The organism is Sphaerisporangium corydalis (genome assembly GCF_025506355.1).
Classification (GTDB): domain Bacteria; phylum Actinomycetota; class Actinomycetes; order Streptosporangiales; family Streptosporangiaceae; genus Sphaerisporangium; species Sphaerisporangium corydalis.
Genome location: NZ_JANZYP010000065.1, coordinates 39,394 through 58,524 on the forward strand (window position 1 = coordinate 39,394; position 19,131 = coordinate 58,524).

General features: G+C 71.6%; 17 protein-coding genes. 7 read left to right on the forward strand and 10 right to left on the reverse strand.

The window, feature by feature from the left end; all coding sequences use genetic code 11:
* Nucleotides 1-8: 8 nt before the first annotated feature.
* Complete coding sequence (locus NYZ98_RS33085; protein ID WP_262847588.1) at nucleotides 9-239, reverse strand: hypothetical protein; 231 nt, start codon at nucleotides 237-239, stop codon at nucleotides 9-11.
* A gap of 161 nt (nucleotides 240-400) precedes the next feature.
* On the opposite strand from NYZ98_RS33085, the gene NYZ98_RS33090 reads away from it, so the two are divergent.
* The gene (locus NYZ98_RS33090; protein ID WP_316249628.1) at nucleotides 401-943 is read left to right on the forward strand and encodes a tetratricopeptide repeat protein; all 543 of its coding nucleotides are present in this window, start codon (nucleotides 401-403) and stop codon (nucleotides 941-943) included.
* A gap of 24 nt (nucleotides 944-967) precedes the next feature.
* On the opposite strand, the gene NYZ98_RS33095 is transcribed toward NYZ98_RS33090, so the two are convergent.
* The 8 genes from NYZ98_RS33095 to NYZ98_RS33130 form a co-directional block, all read right to left on the reverse strand.
* A complete protein-coding gene (locus NYZ98_RS33095) occupies nucleotides 968-2,218 on the reverse strand; it encodes a hypothetical protein (protein WP_262847590.1) in 1,251 nt (416 codons plus the stop codon).
* A gap of 97 nt (nucleotides 2,219-2,315) precedes the next feature.
* Nucleotides 2,316-4,895 carry an ATP-dependent chaperone ClpB gene (gene clpB, locus NYZ98_RS33100; protein ID WP_262847592.1) on the reverse strand — a complete coding sequence of 860 codons (2,580 nt, stop codon included), beginning with the start codon at nucleotides 4,893-4,895 and terminating at the stop codon, nucleotides 2,316-2,318.
* A 134-nt stretch (nucleotides 4,896-5,029) separates the two neighbouring features.
* On the reverse strand, nucleotides 5,030-5,377 hold the full coding sequence (locus tag NYZ98_RS33105; protein ID WP_262847594.1) for a heat shock protein transcriptional repressor HspR: 348 nt from the start codon (nucleotides 5,375-5,377) through the stop codon (nucleotides 5,030-5,032).
* 21 nt (nucleotides 5,378-5,398) lie between these two features.
* On the reverse strand, nucleotides 5,399-6,583 hold the full coding sequence (gene dnaJ / locus NYZ98_RS33110; RefSeq protein ID WP_262847596.1) for a molecular chaperone DnaJ: 1,185 nt from the start codon (nucleotides 6,581-6,583) through the stop codon (nucleotides 5,399-5,401).
* A 35-nt stretch (nucleotides 6,584-6,618) separates the two neighbouring features.
* Nucleotides 6,619-7,254 (reverse strand): nucleotide exchange factor GrpE, encoded by a 636-nt coding sequence (grpE, locus tag NYZ98_RS33115; RefSeq protein ID WP_262847598.1) that lies wholly within the window; start codon nucleotides 7,252-7,254, stop codon nucleotides 6,619-6,621.
* Nucleotides 7,251-9,137 (reverse strand): molecular chaperone DnaK, encoded by a 1,887-nt coding sequence (gene dnaK / locus NYZ98_RS33120; RefSeq protein WP_262847601.1) that lies wholly within the window; start codon nucleotides 9,135-9,137, stop codon nucleotides 7,251-7,253. The genes grpE and dnaK overlap by 4 nt, the downstream gene beginning before the upstream one ends.
* Nucleotides 9,138-9,300: 163 nt before the next feature.
* Nucleotides 9,301-9,756 carry a hypothetical protein gene (locus NYZ98_RS33125; RefSeq protein WP_262847603.1) on the reverse strand — a complete coding sequence of 152 codons (456 nt, stop codon included), beginning with the start codon at nucleotides 9,754-9,756 and terminating at the stop codon, nucleotides 9,301-9,303.
* 112 nt (nucleotides 9,757-9,868) lie between these two features.
* Entirely contained in the window at nucleotides 9,869-11,431 is a 1,563-nt protein-coding gene (locus tag NYZ98_RS33130) for an alpha/beta hydrolase (RefSeq protein ID WP_262847605.1), read from the reverse strand.
* Between the two features lie 212 nt (nucleotides 11,432-11,643).
* On the opposite strand from NYZ98_RS33130, the gene NYZ98_RS33135 reads away from it, so the two are divergent.
* Complete coding sequence (locus tag NYZ98_RS33135; RefSeq protein ID WP_262847607.1) at nucleotides 11,644-12,558, forward strand: proline dehydrogenase family protein; 915 nt, start codon at nucleotides 11,644-11,646, stop codon at nucleotides 12,556-12,558.
* A 125-nt stretch (nucleotides 12,559-12,683) separates the two neighbouring features.
* Entirely contained in the window at nucleotides 12,684-13,478 is a 795-nt protein-coding gene (proC, locus tag NYZ98_RS33140) for a pyrroline-5-carboxylate reductase (protein WP_262847609.1), read from the forward strand.
* A 19-nt stretch (nucleotides 13,479-13,497) separates the two neighbouring features.
* Here the strand turns inward: proC and NYZ98_RS33145 are convergent, their stop codons facing one another.
* On the reverse strand, nucleotides 13,498-13,719 hold the full coding sequence (locus NYZ98_RS33145) for an EF-hand domain-containing protein (RefSeq protein ID WP_262847611.1): 222 nt from the start codon (nucleotides 13,717-13,719) through the stop codon (nucleotides 13,498-13,500).
* Between the two features lie 590 nt (nucleotides 13,720-14,309).
* Here NYZ98_RS33145 and NYZ98_RS33150 point away from each other — a divergent pair.
* The 4 genes from NYZ98_RS33150 to NYZ98_RS33165 all read left to right on the forward strand — a co-directional run bounded on the left by NYZ98_RS33150 (nucleotide 14,310) and on the right by NYZ98_RS33165 (nucleotide 19,089).
* Complete coding sequence (locus NYZ98_RS33150) at nucleotides 14,310-15,536, forward strand: MFS transporter (RefSeq protein WP_262847613.1); 1,227 nt, start codon at nucleotides 14,310-14,312, stop codon at nucleotides 15,534-15,536.
* Between the two features lie 87 nt (nucleotides 15,537-15,623).
* Complete coding sequence (locus NYZ98_RS33155; protein WP_262847615.1) at nucleotides 15,624-17,036, forward strand: efflux RND transporter periplasmic adaptor subunit; 1,413 nt, start codon at nucleotides 15,624-15,626, stop codon at nucleotides 17,034-17,036.
* A complete protein-coding gene (locus NYZ98_RS33160; RefSeq protein ID WP_316249629.1) occupies nucleotides 17,036-17,908 on the forward strand; it encodes an ABC transporter ATP-binding protein in 873 nt (290 codons plus the stop codon). Before NYZ98_RS33155 ends, NYZ98_RS33160 begins: the two co-directional genes overlap by 1 nt.
* Entirely contained in the window at nucleotides 17,905-19,089 is a 1,185-nt protein-coding gene (locus tag NYZ98_RS33165; RefSeq protein WP_262847618.1) for an ABC transporter permease, read from the forward strand. Before NYZ98_RS33160 ends, NYZ98_RS33165 begins: the two co-directional genes overlap by 4 nt.
* The last annotated feature ends 42 nt before the right edge of the window (nucleotides 19,090-19,131 follow it).

The window sequence follows — 19,131 nt, forward strand, 5'->3', positions numbered from 1 at the left end:
GTGGTTCCTCAGTGGGAGGCGCCGGGAACGGTGCCCTCGGGCGGGACTTCGCAGGGGTCGGAGACCTCCTGGACCGCCTTGCGCACCGACTGGAGTTCGGCCCGCAACCGCGACACCTCCTGGCTCTGCCGGACGGCCGTCTCGACGCGGGCGGTGGCGTACCCGAGGGTGCCGGGGACCACCGTGACCACGATCGCGGCGCACGCCACGGCGAAGGTCGTCTGCCAGGACATGTCCATCGCAGCTCCTTCTCACGGCGTGCGCGACCTTCCAGGCAGGGGGAATATGCCCCCTCGTCTCGTACGACACGCGGACGGTAGCCAACCATGTGCGAATCAGTACCGAAGTAATGCCTGCTGTTGTCCGCGCATAGTTGAGCGGGGCTCGGTAATCTCGTCTTGTGGCACATGTGACACGTGAGCACCTTGATCGGCTGCTCGAACAGGCTCTTCTCCATGACGACCACGGGGCGCTCGCCGGGCGGCTCGATGATCTGGCGCGCGGTTACGCGTCCGGTGAGGTGTCCCGTGCCGCGATCTTGGTGCTCGCCGCCGAGGAGTGGCGCCAGGCCGGGCAACCGGCGCGGGCCCTCGAATGCTTCCAACGGGCACTGGACGACGGGGGCGAGGTGAGCATCGATCCCCGGGCCGGCATCGCCGACACCTTGTTCGAGCTCGACCGGCCGGCCGAGGCCCGGGAACTGGTCGACTCGATCAAGGCGGACGGCCGGGTCGACCCGGGCACCGCCTTACACGTGGCCGAGACGCTGGTGGCCTACGGCGACCTGTCAGGCGCGCACGAGTGGGCGACCGAAGGGGTCCTCACGAGTGAGGGCGCGGGCGGCGGCACGCGGGACGCGCTGTTGCGCACGCGTTATCGCATCCGCGTCGACCTCGGCCTCCCCGAAGACGACCTGGACGCGCTCCTCGACGTCTCCCGCTGACCGGCCGCCCTGCGCCTCGGGCGATCAGCCGGTGTTCAGCACCTTGCCGAGCGGGGGGAGCCTGAGCTCGGTGCCGACCGAGTTCGCGCCGTCCTCCCCGGGGCGCGCGACGAGGCGCGGCACCGCCAGCCTGGCACCGACCGTGCCGGCACCGGTCTCGACGGGCCGGACGATCCCGGAGTCGACACCCTCCTGACCTGCGGCCCCGGCCGGTAGATCGCCGGGGGCCTGCTGAGCGGCTCCCGCCGGCGGTGCGGCGTCCGCGCCCGTCACGACCTCCGGTCGCACGCTTCCGGGCGCGGGCGAGGCGTTCTCCGCCGTCGCGCCCGGGGCCGGAGACGTGGCGTTTCCGCCCGGGACCGCGGGGGCCTGCTGAGCGGGAGGCGGAGTGGTGAGGGCGGGTGTCTGGGGGGCGATGGGCATCAGTGACGGCGTCGCCGCCGCGTCGAGGCCGGCGCCCGGGACGTCCGAGGGGCCGGTGGTGGCCGGGCCCGAGGGGAAGTCGCTCTTCATGCGGTTCTGGTGGTCGCCGTTGCCCCCGCGAGGGCCGTCGCCCTGGTCGCCGTGGTAGCCGTCGGCGTTCTCGCCGCCGTGGTATCCGCCACGGCCGCCGCCGTCCTGGTCAGGCCCGCGGTCCTCGGCGGGGCCGTACCCGTTCTCGTCCCGGTCGGGTCCGTGGTATCCGCCACGAGGGCCGTCCTGGTCCCCGCCGGGCCCGTTCTCGCCTCGGTCGGGTCCGTTGTACCCGCCTTCGCCATGGCCGCCGCCGTACCCGTTCTCGCTCTGCTCGGGCCCGTGCTCCTCGCCCTCGCCGCCGTACCCTTCCTCACCCTGGTCGCCGCCGTGGTACTCCTCGCCTCCCGGGTTCCCCTGGACGCCGATCCCGCCCTGAGGACCGCCCTGGACGGCGGGGCCACCCGGGACTCCGCCCTGAACGCCGGGGGCGTACTGGATGCCGGGGGTGCCCTGCAGGGCGGCCGGGCCGGTCTGGACGGTGGCGGGCTGGAGGGGCCGGCCGTCGGGGAGGGTGGGGGTGATCTGGGTGGTGGTGGCGGTCGTCGGGAGCCAGGGGCCGACCCGGCCGTCGTCGAGGTCGTCGGGCCACGACAGGCCGAGGCACGGGTACACGACGACGCCCGAGCTGTACACCAGCGCCGGGACGCCGGTCTGGCAGGGCACCGACGCGGCGTCCGCGCCGCTCATCCCCGCCCAGCTGACGCCAGCGGTGACCGCCGCCATCGCGAGGAACCCTCGGATGCTGTGTGAAGTACGCATGAACACTCCCTGACTACTTCCGGTGCTTCGACGAGCACCGAAAGTAGCCAAGGAGGCCTGGCGTCGGCGGGTCGTTAACCCAACCCTGGGCATTTCCTTACCGGGACGACCTGACGGTCAAGGTGTCTCCAGTGACGTCCAGATCGACGGTGACCTGGTCCCCGTCGTGGATCTCCCCCGCGAGCAGGCCCTTGGCGAGCTTGTCGCCGATCGCCGACTGGACCAGCCGCCGCAGCGGCCGCGCGCCGTACATCGGGTCGTAGCCGGTGAGCGCCAGCCAGTCGCGCGCCGCAGTGGTGACGTCCAGGGTGAGGCGCCGGTCGGACAGCCGCCGGGCGAGCCTGGCGACCTGCAGCTCGACGATCTGGGTCAGCTCCTCCGAGCCGAGCGCGTCGAAAAGGATCACGTCGTCGAGCCGGTTCAGGAACTCGGGCTTGAACGAGTTCCTGACGGACTGGAGGACCTTGTCGCGCTTGGTGGTGGTGTCCAGGGTGGGGTCGACGAGGTACTGCGAGCCGATGTTGGAGGTGAGGATCAGGATCGTGTTGCGGAAGTCGACCGTGCGGCCCTGGCCGTCGGTGAGCCGCCCGTCGTCGAGCACCTGCAGCAGGATGTCGAAGACCTCGGGGTGGGCCTTCTCGATCTCGTCGAGCAGCACCACCGTGTACGGCCGCCGCCGCACGGCTTCGGTGAGCTGGCCACCCTCCTCGTAACCGATGTAGCCGGGAGGGGCGCCGACCAGCCGGGCCACGCTGTGCTTCTCGCCGTACTCGCTCATGTCGATGCGCGTCATGGCGCGCTCGTCGTCGAACAGGAAGTCGGCGAGGGCCTTGGCGAGCTCGGTCTTGCCGACACCGGTCGGGCCGAGGAACAGGAACGAGCCGGTCGGCCGGTCGGGGTCGGCCACGCCCGCGCGTGCCCGCCGGACGGCGTCCGAGACGGCCTGTACGGCCGCGTGCTGACCGATGAGCCGCCGCCCGAGCTCGTCCTCCATGCGGAGCAGTTTGGCGGTCTCGCCCTCCAGGAGGCGCCCGGAAGGGATGCCGGTCCATGCGGAGATCACCTGCGCGATGTCGTCGGCGCCGACCTCCTCCTTGACCATGGGGTTCTCGGGCTGCGCCTGGGCGCCGGCCTCCTTGACCTCCTTCTCCAGGCGCGGCACGTCGCCGTACATCAGCCGGGAGGCGGCCTCGAAGTCGCCGTCGCGCTGGGCGCGTTCGGCCGCCGACCGGGCCTCGTCGAGCTCCTTCTTCAGCTCGCCGACCCGGTTGAGCCCGGACTTCTCCTTCTGCCAGCGGACGACGAGGGCGTCGAGATCCTCCTGGCGGTCGCCCAGCTCCTTGTGCAGCTTCTCCAGGCGCTGGACGCTGGCCTCGTCGGTCTCCTTGGCGAGCGCGAGCTCCTCCATCTTGAGCCGGTCCACGGCCCGCTGGAGCTCGTCGATCTCCACCGGGCGCGAGTCGATCTCCATACGGAGCCGGCTCGCGGCCTCGTCGACCAGGTCGATCGCCTTGTCGGGCAGGAAGCGCGCGGTGATGTAGCGGTCCGACAGCGTGGCGGCGGCGACCAGCGCGCCGTCGGAGATCTGCACCTTGTGGTGGGCCTCGTAGCGGCCCTTGAGCCCGCGCAGGATCGCGATCGTGTCCTCGACCGTGGGCTCGCCGACGTAGATCTGCTGGAACCGGCGCTCCAGCGCGGGATCCTTCTCGATGCGCTCGCGGTACTCGTCGAGCGTGGTCGCGCCGATCATGCGCAGCTCGCCCCTGGCCAGCATGGGCTTGAGCATGTTGCCGGCGTCCATCGCGCCCTCGGCCGCGCCCGCCCCGACCATGGTGTGCAGCTCGTCGATGAAGGTGACGACCTGGCCGTCGCTCTCCTTGATCTCGTTCAGGACGGCCTTGAGCCGCTCCTCGAACTCGCCGCGGAACTTGGCGCCCGCGACCATCGAGCCGAGGTCGAGCGAGACCAGGCGCTTGTCGCGCAGGCTCTCGGGGACGTCGCCGGCCACGATGCGCTGGGCGAGGCCGTCGACCACAGCGGTCTTGCCGACGCCCGGCTCGCCGATCAGCACCGGGTTGTTCTTGGTGCGGCGGCTGAGCACCTGGACGACGCGGCGGATCTCGTTGTCGCGGCCGATGACCGGGTCGAGCCGGCCGGCCCTGGCCAGCTCGGTGAGGTCGACGCCGTACTTCTCCAGCGCGCGGTAGGTGTCCTCGGGGCTCTCGCTGGTGACGCGGGCGTGGCCGCGTACCTTCTCGAAGGCTTCGAGCAGGGCGTTCGGCGTCGCGCCCTGCGCCTTGAGCAGGGTCGCGACGGACCCGCCGTCGGTGGCGAGGCCGACCAGAAGGTGCTCGGTCGAGACGTACTCGTCGCCGAGCTGCTTGGCCCGCGCGGCCGCGGTGTTGAGCGCGGCGAGAAGCTGCCGTGAGGAGGACGGCGCGCTCACCGTGGACCCCTGCGCCTTCGGGATCTGGTCGAGCTGCCGCTCGGTCTCGGAGCGCAGCCCCTTCCAGTCGGCCCCGACGGCCTCCAGGAGGTGGACGGCGGTGCCGTCCGTCTGGGAGAGCAGGCTGGTGAACAGGTGGGCCGGGGCGACCTCGGGGTGGCCCTCAGCGGCGGCGCGCCGGATCGCCCCGGACAGGGCGTCCTGGCTCTTTCGCGTCAGCTTGTAGTCCACGATTGCCTTGCCTTTCTCGCATGGCGGCCGTCCGGGCGCCGACCGGGCCGGCGTCGCCGCGCCACTTCGCTATGTGTGCGCCGGAGGCCCCGTGACGGTCCTCGCCCGGAGCCCCGGCGTGGGTCGCGTCGCGCTCACGCGGGAGGAAGCTGGTACTGGATCAGAGCGCGGATCATCGTCATCTCGCCCCGCAGGCGGCTGATCTCCTCGCGCATGTGGAGGTTCTCGGTCTCCAGGACGAGGATGCGCTTGATGCCCGCGAGGTTGATGCCCTCCTCCTGGGAGAGCCGCTGGACCTCGCGGAGCATCACGATGTCGCGGGTGGAGTACAACCGGCCCCGGCCGGCCGTGCGGCCGGGGCTGACCAGGCCGAGGCGGTCGTACTGCCTGAGCGTCTGCGGGTGCAGCCCGGAGAGCTGGGCGGCCACCGAGATGACGTACACGGGTGTGTCGTCGGACAGGTCGAAGAAGTTGGCGTCCATCGGCGTCGCCTCCCTTCGGGGCTACTCGCTACCGGCCTGTTTGAGGAGCTCGGCGCGCGGGTCGATCCCGTCGGAGGCCGACCTGAGCTCCTCCAGCGCGGACCGCTCCTTCTCGCCGAGGTGCTGGGGCACCGCGACCTCCACGGTGACGAGCAGATCACCCTTGGTGCCGTCCTTGCGCGTGACACCCCGGCCGCGCACGCGGAACGTGCGGCCGTTCGGGGTGCCCTCGGGGATCCTGAGGGTCACCGGCAGGCCCTGCAGGATGGGCACCCTGATCTCGGCGCCGAGGGCCGCCTCGGTGTAGGTGACCGGCACGGTGATGGTCAGGTTGTCGCCCGACCGGCCGAAGACGGAGTGCGCCTTGACATGGACCAAGACGTACAGGTCGCCCGCGGGCCCGCTGTTCTCGCCGGGGGCGCCCTTGGCCTTCAGCCGGATGCGCTGGCCGTCGGCCACCCCCGCCGGGATGCGCGCCTGCAGGGTGCGCGTGCTCTTGCCGCGCCCGCTGCCCTCGCACACCGGGCAGGGGTCGTCGACGAGCAGCCCGCGTCCCTTGCAGTCGCGGCACGGCTCGGAGAAGGCGAAGTTGCCGAGGTTGCGGCTGGCCGCGCCGGTGCCCTCGCAGGTCGGGCAGACCCGCGGGGTGGTGCCGGCCTTGGCGCCCGTGCCGTGGCAGGCCGTGCACGCCGAGGCGGTGGTCAGCCGGAGCGAGACCGTGGTGCCGTCCACGGCCTCGTTGAACGAGAGCGTGACCTCCGACTCGATGTCCTGGCCCCGGCGGGGCCGGCTCGTGGTGGAGGTGGTGGGGCGCCCGCCCCGGTTGAACAGGCCGCCGAACAGGTCGCCGATGCGCTCGCCCGTGCCGCCGCCGCCTTGGGCGCTGCCGCCGAACAGGTCGCCGAACTCGAACGGGAAACCGCCACCGCCGCGGGGGGCGCCGCCCCCCGCGTACCCGCCGAGCCCTGATCCGAACAACGTCCGCGCCTCGTCGTACTCCTTGCGGCGCTTGGTGTCGGACAGGATGTCATAGGCCTCCGAGACCTGCTTGAACTTCGCCTCGGTCTCGGTGTTGCCCTGGTTGGCGTCCGGGTGGTACTTCCTGGCGAGTCTCCGGTACGCCTTCTTGATCTCTTCGGCGGTGGCGGTCTTCGACACACCAAGGACCGCGTAATAGTCCTTTTCCAGGTAGTCCTTGGTGCTCATCTATCGCTTCCTTCGCGAGCCAAAGGGGTGGTAGCTCAATTGCCCTCGGGGTCGGCCGAGGCCTCGCCCGCCTCACCCGCCTCGGACGCGGAGAGGGTCGCCGGCTCCTCCGGCTCGGCGACGGCGACCCGTGCCGGGCGCAGGATCCGGTCACCGATCTGGTAGCCGGGCTGGAGGATCTCCACGCAGGTGGGCACGGTGACCTCGGAGGAGTAGCTGTGCATCAGCGCCTCGTGCACGGTCGGGTCGAACGGGTCGCCCTTGGTGCCGTAGGTGGTGAGGCCCAGCTTGCCGACCGCGCTCTCCAGCGCCTCGCTCACCTTGGCGAACCCGCCGGTGAGCTCGCCGTGGTCGCGGGCCCTGCCGATGTCGTCGAGCACCGGCAGCAGTTCGGTCAGCGCGCCGGCCACCGCCAGCTCGCGGACCACGACCCGGTCGCGCTCGATGCGCTTGCGGTAGTTGGAGTACTCGGCCTGGAGCCTTTGCAGGTCGGCCGTGCGCTCCGCGAGCTGGGCGGCCAGGTCGGCCGCCAGGCCGTCGTCGGGCCTGGCCGCCGGCTGGTCGGCCGCCTTCGCCACCCCCTCGCGCACCTCCCCGGTCTCGGGGTCGATGCGGCGGTTGTCGCGGATCACCAGGCCCTCGTGCTCGCTCCCAGAGTTCGGGGACGTCACGCGGCACCGCCCTCCCGCTTCGGCTCGTCGTCGACGATCTCCGCCTCGACGACGTCGTCGTCGGACTTGTTGCCGCCGGGGGTGCCGTCAGTGGGCGTGCCGGTCGCGTCGGCCGGTGCGCCGGCCGCGTCGGCCTGCGACTGGGCGTAGATCGCCGAGCCCATCTTCTGGCTGACGGTGGCGAGCTTCTCCGCCGCGGCGCGGATGGCGGCCGAGTCGGTGCCCTCCAGCGTCTTCTTCAGCTCGGTGAGCGACTCCTCGACCTCGGTCTTGACCTCGGCCGGGACCTTCTCGTCGTTCTCGCGGAGGAACTTCTCCGTCTGGTAGGCGAGCGCGTCGGCGTTGTTGCGCGTCTCGGCGTCGTCGCGGCGCTGCTTGTCCTCTTCGGCGTAGGACTCGGCCTCGCGCATCATGCGCTCGATGTCGTCCTTCGGCAGCGCGGAGCCGCCGGTGATGGTCATCGACTGCTCCTTGCCGGTGCCGAGGTCCTTGGCGCCGACCTGGACGATGCCGTTGGCGTCGATGTCGAAGGTGACCTCGATCTGCGGGACTCCGCGCGGCGCCGGCGCGATGCCGGTCAGCTCGAACGTGGCCAGCTTCTTGTTGTAGGCCGCGATCTCGCGCTCACCCTGGAAGACCTGGATCTGCACCGACGGCTGGTTGTCCTCCGCCGTGGTGAAGACCTCCGACCGCTTGGTCGGGATCGTGGTGTTCCGCTCGATGATCTTGGTGAAGATGCCGCCCTTGGTCTCGATGCCGAGGCTGAGCGGGGTGACGTCGAGGAGCAGGACGTCCTTGACCTCGCCCTTGAGCACGCCGGCCTGGAGCGCGGCGCCGATGGCGACGACCTCGTCCGGGTTGACGCCCTTGTTCGGCTCCTTGCCGCCGGTCAGCTCCTTCACCAGCTCGCTGACGGCCGGCATGCGGGTGGACCCGCCGACGAGCACGACGTGGGCGATGTCGGCGACCTTGATGCCGGCGTCCTTGATGACCTGGTGGAACGGGCCCTTGCAGCGCTCGAGCAGGTCGGCGGTCACGCGCTGGAACTCCGAGCGCGTCAGCTTCTCCTCGAGGTGGAGCGGGCCCTCGGATGAGGCGGTGATGTAGGGCAGGTTGACCGAGGTCTCCGTCTGGGCGGACAGCTCGATCTTGGCCTTCTCCGCGGCCTCGCGCAGGCGCTGGAGCGCCATCTTGTCCTTGGCGAGGTCGACGCCGTGGGCGTTCTTGAAGCGGGTCACCAGCTCGTCGACGACGCGCTGGTCCCAGTCGTCGCCGCCCAGGTGGTTGTCACCGCTGGTGGCCTTGACCTCGACGAAGCCGTGGCCGTCCTCCTGGCCGACGTCGAGCAGGGACACGTCGAAGGTGCCGCCGCCGAGGTCGAAGACCAGGATGGTCTGGTCCTTGTCCTTGTCGAGCCCGTAGGCCAGGGCGGCCGAGGTGGGCTCGTTGATGATGCGCAGGACGTTGAGGCCCGCGATCGTGCCGGCCTCTTTGGTGGCCTGGCGCTGGGAGTCGTTGAAGTACGCGGGGACCGTGATCACCGCGTCGGTGATCTTCTCGCCCAGGTAGGCCTCGGCGTCGGTCTTCAGCTTCTGCAGTACGAAGGCACTGATCTGCTGGGGAGAGAACTTCTTGCCGTCGATCTCGACGGACCAGTTGGAGCCCATCTCGCGCTTGACCGAGCGGATGGTCCGGTCGACGTTGGTGACGGCCTGCCGCTTGGCCACCTCGCCGACGAGGACCTCGCCGTTCTTCGCGAAGGCGACCACGGACGGCGTGGTCCGCGAGCCCTGGGCGTTCGCGATGACGGTGGGCTCACCGCCCTCGAGGATCGAGACGACGGAGTTGGTCGTCCCCAGGTCGATACCTACCGCACGTGCCATGAGTACGTCCTTGTAGTCAAAGTTGAGTCTGTATGACTCAATGTTGGAACCCGCTCGGCTGTTTGTCAAGCGACTTGAGTCTAACGGGCTCAACCCTATGCGGGCCGGAGGCATTCCGTGGGCCCGGGGTGAGAAATGTGGACGTACTGCTTGAGAAAGCGGGTCAGCGCCGCGCGCCGTCGATCACCGCTCGCCCGCGCAGGGGCGCCTTGAGCTTGACGGTGGTCGTCTTCTGGACGGCGATCTCTATGCACGCCACGTCCCGCGCCCCGCGCGCCTGGCCCTCGTACAGGGTGACGGTCACGCTCCGGCCGGTCTGGCGCAGGGCGACGCGGTCGAGCACGTTGCACGGCTCTACCCCCGACCACCAGACGATCTTGAGCTTGCGCCCGTCACGGGAGGGCGTCGCCTTCACCCACCTCACCTTGTGCGGGTCGACGGTGTGCCCCTTCGGCCTGGTGGGCGTCGGGGTGCCCGCCGGGGTGATCGCGCCGTCCGCCGGGCCGGGGCTGGAGGAGACCGCCGTGTCGGGGCCCGGGGTCACGGGCGCGCCGCCCGGGGCGCTGCCACAGCCCAGCGCGAGCAGCAGGGAGCCGGTCGTCATGGTCGCCGTCATCATCCGCATATCCCTTTGACGTACCCGGTCCCCGCCGGGTTCGGACACGGGAAGGCCCCCGGGCCGTCGCGGCGCCTGGGGGCCTTCCGTCATGCGTGTGCCGATCCGGCGGGGCTCAGCGCTCGCCGGGCACCCAGTCGTCGTCGGCCGTCGGCGCCGAACGCAGGGTCGCCGCGGGCGGCACCGGGTCGGCGAACGGCGCGCAGTGGGCGTCCGGTCCGGGCCGGCTCGCCGGCAGCGTCCCGTCGGTCAGGTACGCCTTCCAGATGTCGTCGATGCAGGCGTTGCCCCGGCCGGTGAGACCGTGGTTGCCGCCGCCGTCCATGACCACCAGGCGCGAGGTCGGGAAGCGGCTGTGCATCTCCACGCCACCCTGGTACGGCGTCGCCGCGTCCTTGGTGTCCTGGAAGAACAGGGCGTTCTTGATCGCCCAGCCGTTGATGCGCAGGTCGTTGTGCCCGCGGACCGGCCAGGACTGGCACTGCGCGTTGAACCAGGCGTTGCCCCAGCTCAGGAAGGGGGCGGTCCGGTAGGACTCCCACCAGTCACGGTGCCAGGTGCCCCAGTCGCGCGGCCAGCGGGCGTCGGTGCACTCCACCGCGGAGTAGACCGCGAAGCCGTTGTCGTCGCCGCTGCTGTCGCCGTAGGTGCCGTAGGCCGCGACCAGGGGGGCGGTCTCGCCCGCGGTGGCGTACCGGGAGAGGGCGTTGGCCAGGAGCGGCCAGCGGCTCTTCAGGTATCCGCCCGCGAGGTAGGTGTCGTCCAGCTCGTCCGGTCCGACCCTGCCCTCGGCCGGGGTGGCCTTCAGCTTGGCGCGGGAGTCGTAGAACGCCTTCTCGACGTCGGCGCCGGTGGTGCCGAGGTGGTAGGTGGCGTCGTACTGGGCGATCCAGGCGAAGAACGCCTTGGCGCGCGCCTCGAACGCGTGGTTCTGGTCGATGTTGGCGCCGTACCAGACCCGCTCGGGGTTGACGATGCTGTCCAGCACCAGGCGGCGGACCTTGCTCGGGAACAGGGTGGCGTACGTCGCGCCCAGGTAGGTGCCGTAGGAGTAGCCGACGTAGCTGATCTGCTTCTGGCCGAGGGCCTTGCGGATCTCGTCCATGTCCTTGGCCGCGTCGATCGTGGTCATGTGCTTGAGCACGTCGCCGTAGGCGGAGTCACAGGCCTTGGAGTAGCCCTGCATCCGCTTCAGCCAGGCGGACTCCTCCGACCAGTTGGCCGGGATGTAGTCCGGGCGCACCGGGTCGAAGAAGTGCGGGTCGCAGCGGAGCGCGGGCTCGCTCGACCCGACGCCGCGGGGGTCGAACCCGATCAGGTCGTACTGCGCGGCCAGCGGGGCGCCGAGGCGGGTCTGCATCACCGACGGGTAGCCGAGGCCGCTGCCCCCGGGACCGCCGGGGTTGAACAGGATCGCGCCCTGGTAGTGGGCGGTGTCGGTCGCCGTCTTGCGTGACACGGCGATCTTGATCTTCTTGCCCCACGGGCGGTCGTAGTCGAGCGGGACCGTGACCGAAGCGCACTCGATGCCCGCGGGAAGAGCGGCGCACTGCTCCCACACGGGAGCGGGAGACGTGTGGTCGGGGGCCTGCTGGGCATCGGCCATCGCGGGTGCCGTGACCAGTGCTCCGCTCAGACCCAGGCCGGCGGTGGCCAGCGCTATGAGGATCTTTTTCACTTGTACCCCTCCGATGCCCGCGGCTCCGTCGTTGGAACCGACTTAAGGCACCATCGGGTAGATCATGCGGATAAAAGACTTATAAGACGACATGCGTCGTCAGTTGGTTGTCAAACCGCAACATGGGGTCACGATTGGATCATCGATGCCTGAGGCACCGTAGGTTGGGGAGGTCTCCCCCTTGGAGTCGTACCGAGCCGGGAAGGGTGCCGATGGTGTTGCGTGAGGTTCTGCTGGCCGCTTCGAGCAGCGGTCGCGTCGAGAGCGTCGTCAGGACGGCCGGGGTGACCCGCAGGCTGGTGAGCCGGTACGTCGCGGGGACCACGGCCGAGGACGCCGCCTCGGCGGCCGAGGGCGTCGTGGCCGACGGGCTGCTGGTGACGTTCGACCGCCTCGGGGAGGAGGGCCGCGGCGCCGGGCAGGCCGCCCGCGCCGTCGAGGACTCCCTCGCGCTCCTCGACGGCCTCGCGCGGCGCGGCATCGCGAAGGGCGCGGACCTCACCCTGCGGCTCACCGCACTCGGGCTCAACGTCGGCGAACAGCTCGCCAGGGAGAACGCCGCGCGGGTCTGCGAGGCCGCGAGCGAGGCCGGGGCCACCGTCACGGTCGACACCGAAGGCGTGGCGCCGGCCGAGGCCGCGCTCCGGGTGCACGCGGCGCTGCTGGAGGACCACCCTTCCACCGGCGTCGCCGTCCGGTCGAGCCTGCGCGGCGCCGAGGACCACTGCCGGTCGCTCTCCGGGGCCCGCGTACGGCTGAGCCGGGGCCCCGTGGAAGGACCGGCCCCGGTGGCCTACAACGAGGTCGCCGAGATCGACCGGTCGTACGTGCGCTGCCTCAGGGTGCTCATGTCCGGGCAGGGGTACCCGATGGTCGCCACGCACGACCGGCGGCTCATCGAGGTCGCCTCCGCGCTCGCCGTGCTGAACGAGCGCGAGCCGGGCGGCTTCGAGTACCAGATGGCGTACGGGGTGCGCCGGTCGGAGCAGCGGAGGCTGGCGGATCTCGGCTCGCGCGTCCGGGTGCGCATCCCCTACGGGACCGACTGGTACGGCCACCTCACCCGCCGCCTCGCCGAACGCCCGGCCAACCTGACCCTCCTCGCCCGATCGCTGGCGGGCCGATAGCGCCGTTGTCCACAGGTGGCCCCGGCGGCGGGGCCGTTGTCCACAGGCGGTTCCGTGGCAGGTCCCGGGGCGGCGGGAGTCGGTAGGCTGCCAGCGTTTCCCGACTCCTAGCGAGGTGCCTTGAGATGATCGCGATTCTCGGAACCGGCAAGATGGGCGAGGCCCTGCTGTCCGGGCTGCTGCGTGCCGGCGTCGACCCGGGTGAGATCATCGCCACCGCCCGCCGCGAGGAACGGGCCCGCTCGCTGCGCGAGCGCCATGGTGTGCGGGTGGTGTCCAACAGCGAGGCCGCCGAGATCGCCGACACGCTGATCATCGCGGTCAAGCCGCAGGACATGGGGGCCCTGCTCGCCGAGATCGCCTCCCACGTGCCTCCGGGCCGGCTGGTGATCTCGGTCGCGGCCGGCATCACGACGTCCTTCGTGGAGTCGCGCCTCGGCGACGAGGTGCCCGTCGTGCGGGTCATGTCCAACACGCCGGTCCTGGTCGACGAGGCCATGAGCGTCATCTCGGCCGGGGCCCACGCCTCCGAGATCCACCTCAAGCACACCGAAGACCTGCTGAGCCCGGTCGGCAAGGTGCTGCGCATCCCCGAGTCCCAGCAGGACGCGGCGACCGCGCTCTCCGGCAGCGGCCCGGCGTACTTCTTCTACCTGGTCGAGGCCATGGTCGACGCGGGCATCCTGCTGGGCATGCCGCGCGCGGCGGCCCTCGACATGGTGACCCAGTCGATCGTCGGCGCGGCGATCATGCTGCGCGACTCGGGCGAGCATCCCGTCATCCTGCGCGAGGCCGTCACCTCGCCGGGTGGCACCACCATCTCCGCGATCGCGGAGCTGGAGCGCCACAGCGTCCGCGCGGCCTTCCTCGCCGCCATCGAGGCGGCCCGCGACCGCAGCCGCCAGCTCGCCTCCGGCTGACCGCCCCGTGCCGGCCGGGTCAGTGGTCGGGGGAGGTCAGTCGGAGGAACTCCTCCAGTGACAGGCGGCCGTCGCCGTCGGAGTCGGCGTTCTGGTCCAGGGCGCCGAGGGCCTCCGCGGGCAGGTGCGGGAAGTGCTCGGCGAACTCCGCGTGGGTGATGAAGCCGTCACCGTCGCTGTCGATCGACTCGAACTGGCGCTTGAGCTGGGCCCATCGCTGATCAGCGGGTACTGCGGACAAGGAGAACCGCCTCCGGCGCGAGTAGTTACCTGGTACGCCGAACACCCTAGTTCGCCCATCCCCCCGAACGAGCACGACCCACCCCGAACCACCAGCATCAGCGCGGCCTGGTGGGACGTCGCGCTGCCGTCGCGCGGTGCCGGCCGGTGGGGTGCGGGTGGCCGGGGGTGGGGCCAATGGTTAGGAAACCTTGCTAATAGAGTGCTGCGTGACCGGGGGTGGAACAGGACACGGCGACATGGGGGCATCGTGGCAGGGGCCGCTGACATGACCGACCCGGCGACCGAACCATGACCACGGACGACCGGCCTACCGACCACCTACCGGAAACCCACGGCCGGACAGCGGGGGCGGACGACCGGACGGTGATGGACGGCCGAGCACCAGAGGCGGGCCAAGCCGTGTCGGACGATCGAGCCGGGACGGCCGACCGGGCGATGGCGGAAGGTTCGGCACCGGTGGTGGGTGATGTGGGTGTGCTGGGGGCCGTGGGGGCGGACGATCGAGCGGGGACGGGCGATCGGGTGGTGGCGGACGGCTTGGGGCCGGTGGTGGGTGATGTGGGTGTGCTGGGGGCGGACGATCGGGCGGTGGCGGATGGCCTAGCGCCAGTGGTGGGGGCGGCGGTTTGGACGCGGGAGTTCGGGCTGTTCTTCACGGCTCGGTCGGTGTCGATGCTCGGCTCCGCCATGGTGCCGGTCGCGACCTCGCTCGGGGTGCTCCAGGCCGGGTACGGGGCCAGTGGCGTCGGGTTCACGCTCGCGTCCTCGATGGTGCCGATGGCCGTGCTCGTCCTGTTCGGCGGGGTGTTCGCCGACCGGTTCACGCCGCGCCGGATGATGGTCGGCGCCGACCTGGTCCGCCTGGTCTCCCAGACGCTGACGGCGGTGCTGTTCCTCGCGGGCACGCCCGCCCTGTGGCAGCTCATGGCCATCTCCGCCGTCAACGGCACCGCCGCCGCGATGTTCCAGCCCGGCATGGCCAGCCTCGTCCCCCAGATCGCCAGGGACGTGCAGCGCGCCGTCGCCACCCAGCGCACCTCCGAGTCCCTGATGCTGCTGATCGGCCCCTCGGTCGCGGGGCTGCTGGTGGCGTTCGCCGACGTGGGCGTGGTGTTCCTGATCGACGCGGCCGGTTTCGGCGTGAGCGCCGTGTGCCTCGCCCTCCTGCGGCTCAGGGCCGTCCCGAAGGTGGCCGAGGACGAGTCGATATGGGCGAACCTCAAGGAGGGGTGGCGGGAGTTCGGCTCCCGCACCTGGATGTGGGGCGTGATCGTCATCTGGGCGGTGATGGGCATCGCGGTCTTCGGCCCGGTCCTCCCGATCGGCGCCACCCTGATCAACGCCTCGTACCACGCGACCGGGTACGGCTTCGTCACCTCGGCTTTCGGGGCGGGCACGATCCTCGGCGGCCTGGTCGCGATGAGGGTCGAACCGGGGCGCCCGCTCGCCGCCGGGGCCACGGCCATGTTCCTGTTCTCACTGGAACCGCTGTCGATCACGCTGAACCTGCCGCTGCCCCTCATGGCCGCCTGCCATCTCGCCGCGGGCACCGGGTACGCCTTCTGGGGCGTCATGTGGATGACCAGCGTGCAGACCCAGGTGGCGCCCGAGGTGCTGAACCGCGTGCACGCGTACGAGGTCGCGGGCTCGGTGATGGCCGTGCCCGTCGGCCAGGCCCTCTCCGGCCCGGTGGCCTCCGTGGTGGGCGCCAGGGAGGTGCTGGCGGTCTCGTCGGTGATCGCCGTGGCGGGATGCGGCGTCATGCTGGCGGTCCCCGCCATCCGCCGCCTGCGCCGCGCCCCCGCGCTCCGCTAACGCCGCCCGGCCCTGGATTTTCGCGCCGTCCCCCTGATCACCGGGGGCCCAGGCGGGGGGACGGGTCGTCCTCCTACGATGGGCCGGGTGACGGTTCGTCGCGGTATCCCCCCGCTTCTCATAGGCCTCACCTTGGTGCTCTCGGCCTGCTCGCAGGACGAGACGCCCAAAGTGCAGATCGGTACGGCCAAGTACGGCCCGGTGAGCGAGGTCGTCGAGGCGCCCGCGACCGTCGGCGCCCGCGCCACGGCCACGCTGCGCTCTCCGGCGGCGGGCACGGTCGCCCGGCTGTACGTCCACGACGGCGACTCGGTCGACAAGGGAGAGATCCTCGCCAGGATCAGCTCACCGCAGGCCGAGGACCAGCTCGAACAGGCGCGCAAGGCGGAGAGGCAGGCGTCCAGGCCGGTCAGGATGGGCGGCGGGGTCGCGGCGCCCAGCATCCGGCTCGCCGGCCTGAGCACCACCTCGTCCCTCGACCGTAAGGTCGCCCAGGGCTTCGCCAGGGCGCGCGCGGCGGCCAAGAAGATCAAGGACCCGCAGGTGCGGACGCAACTGCTGGCCGCCATCGACTCGGCCCGGACCCAGCACCGCGCGCAGCGGGCCGCGCTGAACCAGATCACCCAAGGACTGACCCGCTCGGTCAACCAGGTGCTGTCCCAGGTGAGCGGCCAGATCGGCGCCGGGCTGGGCGGGCTGGCGTCGTCCATGTCCTCCCTTCAGGCCGCCTCCAGGTCCCAGGCGAAGACGGCGGTCAGGCTCGCGTCGAGCACCGTCAAGGGCCTGGTGGTCAAGGCCCCCTTCGGCGGGGTCGTCACGCTCGGCGGCGCCTCGGGCGGCGGCGCCCCCGGCCTCGGCTCCCTGATCGGCCAGCTCCCCGCGGGGCTGGCCGGGCAGGCGGGGGCCGCCGCGGGCTCCTCGGGGAACGCCGGAGCCGCCACCTCCGGGGGCACGATCGCCACCGGCGTCCCGGTCGCGGCGGGCGACGCGATCGCGACCGTGACCGACGTGTCCAAGCTGACCCTGTCCGCCGACGTGGACGAGACCGACGTGCTCCTGGTCACGCCAGGCGTGAAGGCCGAGGTCGAGCTCGACGCGGTGACGGGGGCCGCGTACGGCGCCAAGGTCACCGGGGTGGGCGTGACCCCGAAGGAGGGCACGACGGGCGGGGTGAGCTACCCCGTACGGCTCGCGCTCGGCAAGGGCGCCTACGACGACGGGGGCGGGGCGCCGGTACCGAAGCCCGGTATGAGCGCGGTCGTCCGGCTCACCGTGCGCGAGTCGCCGGACGCGGTGGCGGTGCCGGCGTCGAGCATCGTGACCAGCGGCAAGGAGACGGTGCTGTGGGTGGTGCGTGCCGACGGGTCGGCCGAACGCAGGGTGGTCAAGCTCGGGGCGCAGGGTGACGACGTCGTCGAGGTCGCCCGGGGTCTGACGGCAGGCGAGCGGATCGTCGTCAGGGGCGCCGACACCGTGCGCCCGGGCCAGAAGCTCACGTGATGACACACCCGGCCTCCGGCGGACCGGACCTGCCCGGCGAGGGCGGCGGGATGGACGGCCCATGGACGAGCGCGGGGTCGCGCCACAGGGACGGTGAGGGGGGCGTACCTGGGAGTGCGGGGGCGCGTCGTGGGGATGGTGGAGCGGGCGGTGAGGGCGAGGGCGGGGCGCCCGCGTTCGAGGCGGTCGAGCTTGCTCGGTCCTACCGGCTGGAGGGGGTCTCGGTCGACGCGCTGCGCGGGGTGAGCCTGCGGATCGACCAGGGTGAGTTCGTCGCCATCCTCGGCCCGTCCGGGTCCGGCAAGTCGACGCTCATGCACCTGCTCGGCTGCCTGGACCGGCCGACCGCGGGCACGCTGCGGGTCAACGGGGTGGACGTCTCCACGCTGGACGACACCGGCCTCGCGGAGCTGCGCAACCAGGCCGTCGGGTTCGTGTTCCAGTCGTTCCACCTGCTCGGCCGCACCTCGGCGCTGGAGAACGTGGCGCTGCCCCTGGTGTACCGGGGGGTGGCGAAGGCCGAACGGCGCGAGCGGGCGCGGCGGGCGCTGGAATCGGTGGGCCTGGCGCACCGGCTGGACCACCGGCCGTCCCAGATGTCGGGCGGCGAGCAGCAGCGGGTGGCGATCGCGCGTGCGCTGGTCGGCGACCCGAGGGTGGTGCTGGCCGACGAGCCGACGGGCAACCTGGACTCGAAGAGCGGCCAGGAGGTGATGGGCATCCTCAGTGACCTCAACTCCGAACGCGGGGTGGCGGTGGTCCTGGTCACCCACGAGCGCGAGGTCGCCGACCTGGCCCGGCGCCGGATCCACGTACGCGACGGCCGCATCGAACTCGACACCGCGAACGAGCGTGAGGGTGGCGTGTCGTGAGGACCGCTGAGGCGTTCCGGATGGCGCTGGAGGCGCTGCGGGTCAACCGGCTGCGCAGCGCGCTCACGATGTTCGGCGTCGTGATCGGGGTGTCGGCCGTGGTCATCCTGGTCGCGATCGGGACCGGCGCCAAGGAGGCGATCGAGCGGGAGATCGCCGGGCTGGGGAGCAACATCATCCTGGTGGTCCCCGGCCAGGTGGGGCTCGGGGCCGCGCCCACGCAGAGCCGCCTCAACCTGGCGGACGTCGCGTTCGTCCGCCGCGTGGTCGGCGACCCCTCGAAGGTCACGGTGGCCGTCAACTCGGGCGAGTCCGTACGGGTCGGGCGCGTCGAGGTCTTCGCCACGCTCACCGGGACCGACGAGAACCTGCCCAACATCTTCGACAGGCCGCTGCGCCGGGGCCGGTACCTCAGCGCCACCGACGTGGACACGCGGCGGCGGGTCGCGGTCCTCGGCTCGGAGGTGGGGGCCAAGCTCTTCGGGGACGTCGACCCGATCGGCCGCCAGGTCACGATCTCGGGCGTGCGGTTCCGGGTGATCGGCCTGTACCAGCCGGTCGGCGCGACGTTCGGGGTGGCACGTGACCAGGAGGTGCACGTCCCCGTCACGACGGCCCAGCGCCTGATCGGGCTGTCGCGCATCAACGGCATCGCGGTCGGCGCGTCGGGGCCGGACGAGATCGAGCCGCTGCGGCAGCGGGTCGTCCAGGGGCTGAGCGGGCGGTATCCGGGCGAACGGTTCAGCGCCGTCACCCAGACGCAGCTTCTCGGGACCATCGGGAGCGTGCTGGGCATGCTCACCGGCGTCCTGGCGGCCATCGCGGGCATCTCGCTGCTGGTCGGGGGGGTCGGGGTGTCGAACATCATGCTGGTCAGCGTCCGGGAGCGCACGCGGGAGATCGGCCTGCGCAAGGCGCTCGGCGCCCGGCAGCGTGATGTCCTCGGGCAGTTCCTCATCGAGGCGGTGCTGCTGACCACGATCGGCGGTGTGCTCGGCATCCTGCTCGGCGTCGGCGGTTCCCTGCTGATCCAGGCGGTGTCCCCGGTCCCGGCGGCGATCACCTGGTGGTCGATCGCCCTGGCGTTCGGCGTCTCGGTCGCGGTCGGCGTCTTCTTCGGCGTCGCCCCCGCCCGCCGCGCCGCCCGCCTCGACCCCGTCATAGCCCTCCGCGCCGAATAACCCGACCCCCCGGGCCCCGACCCCCCGACCCCCCGGGCCCCG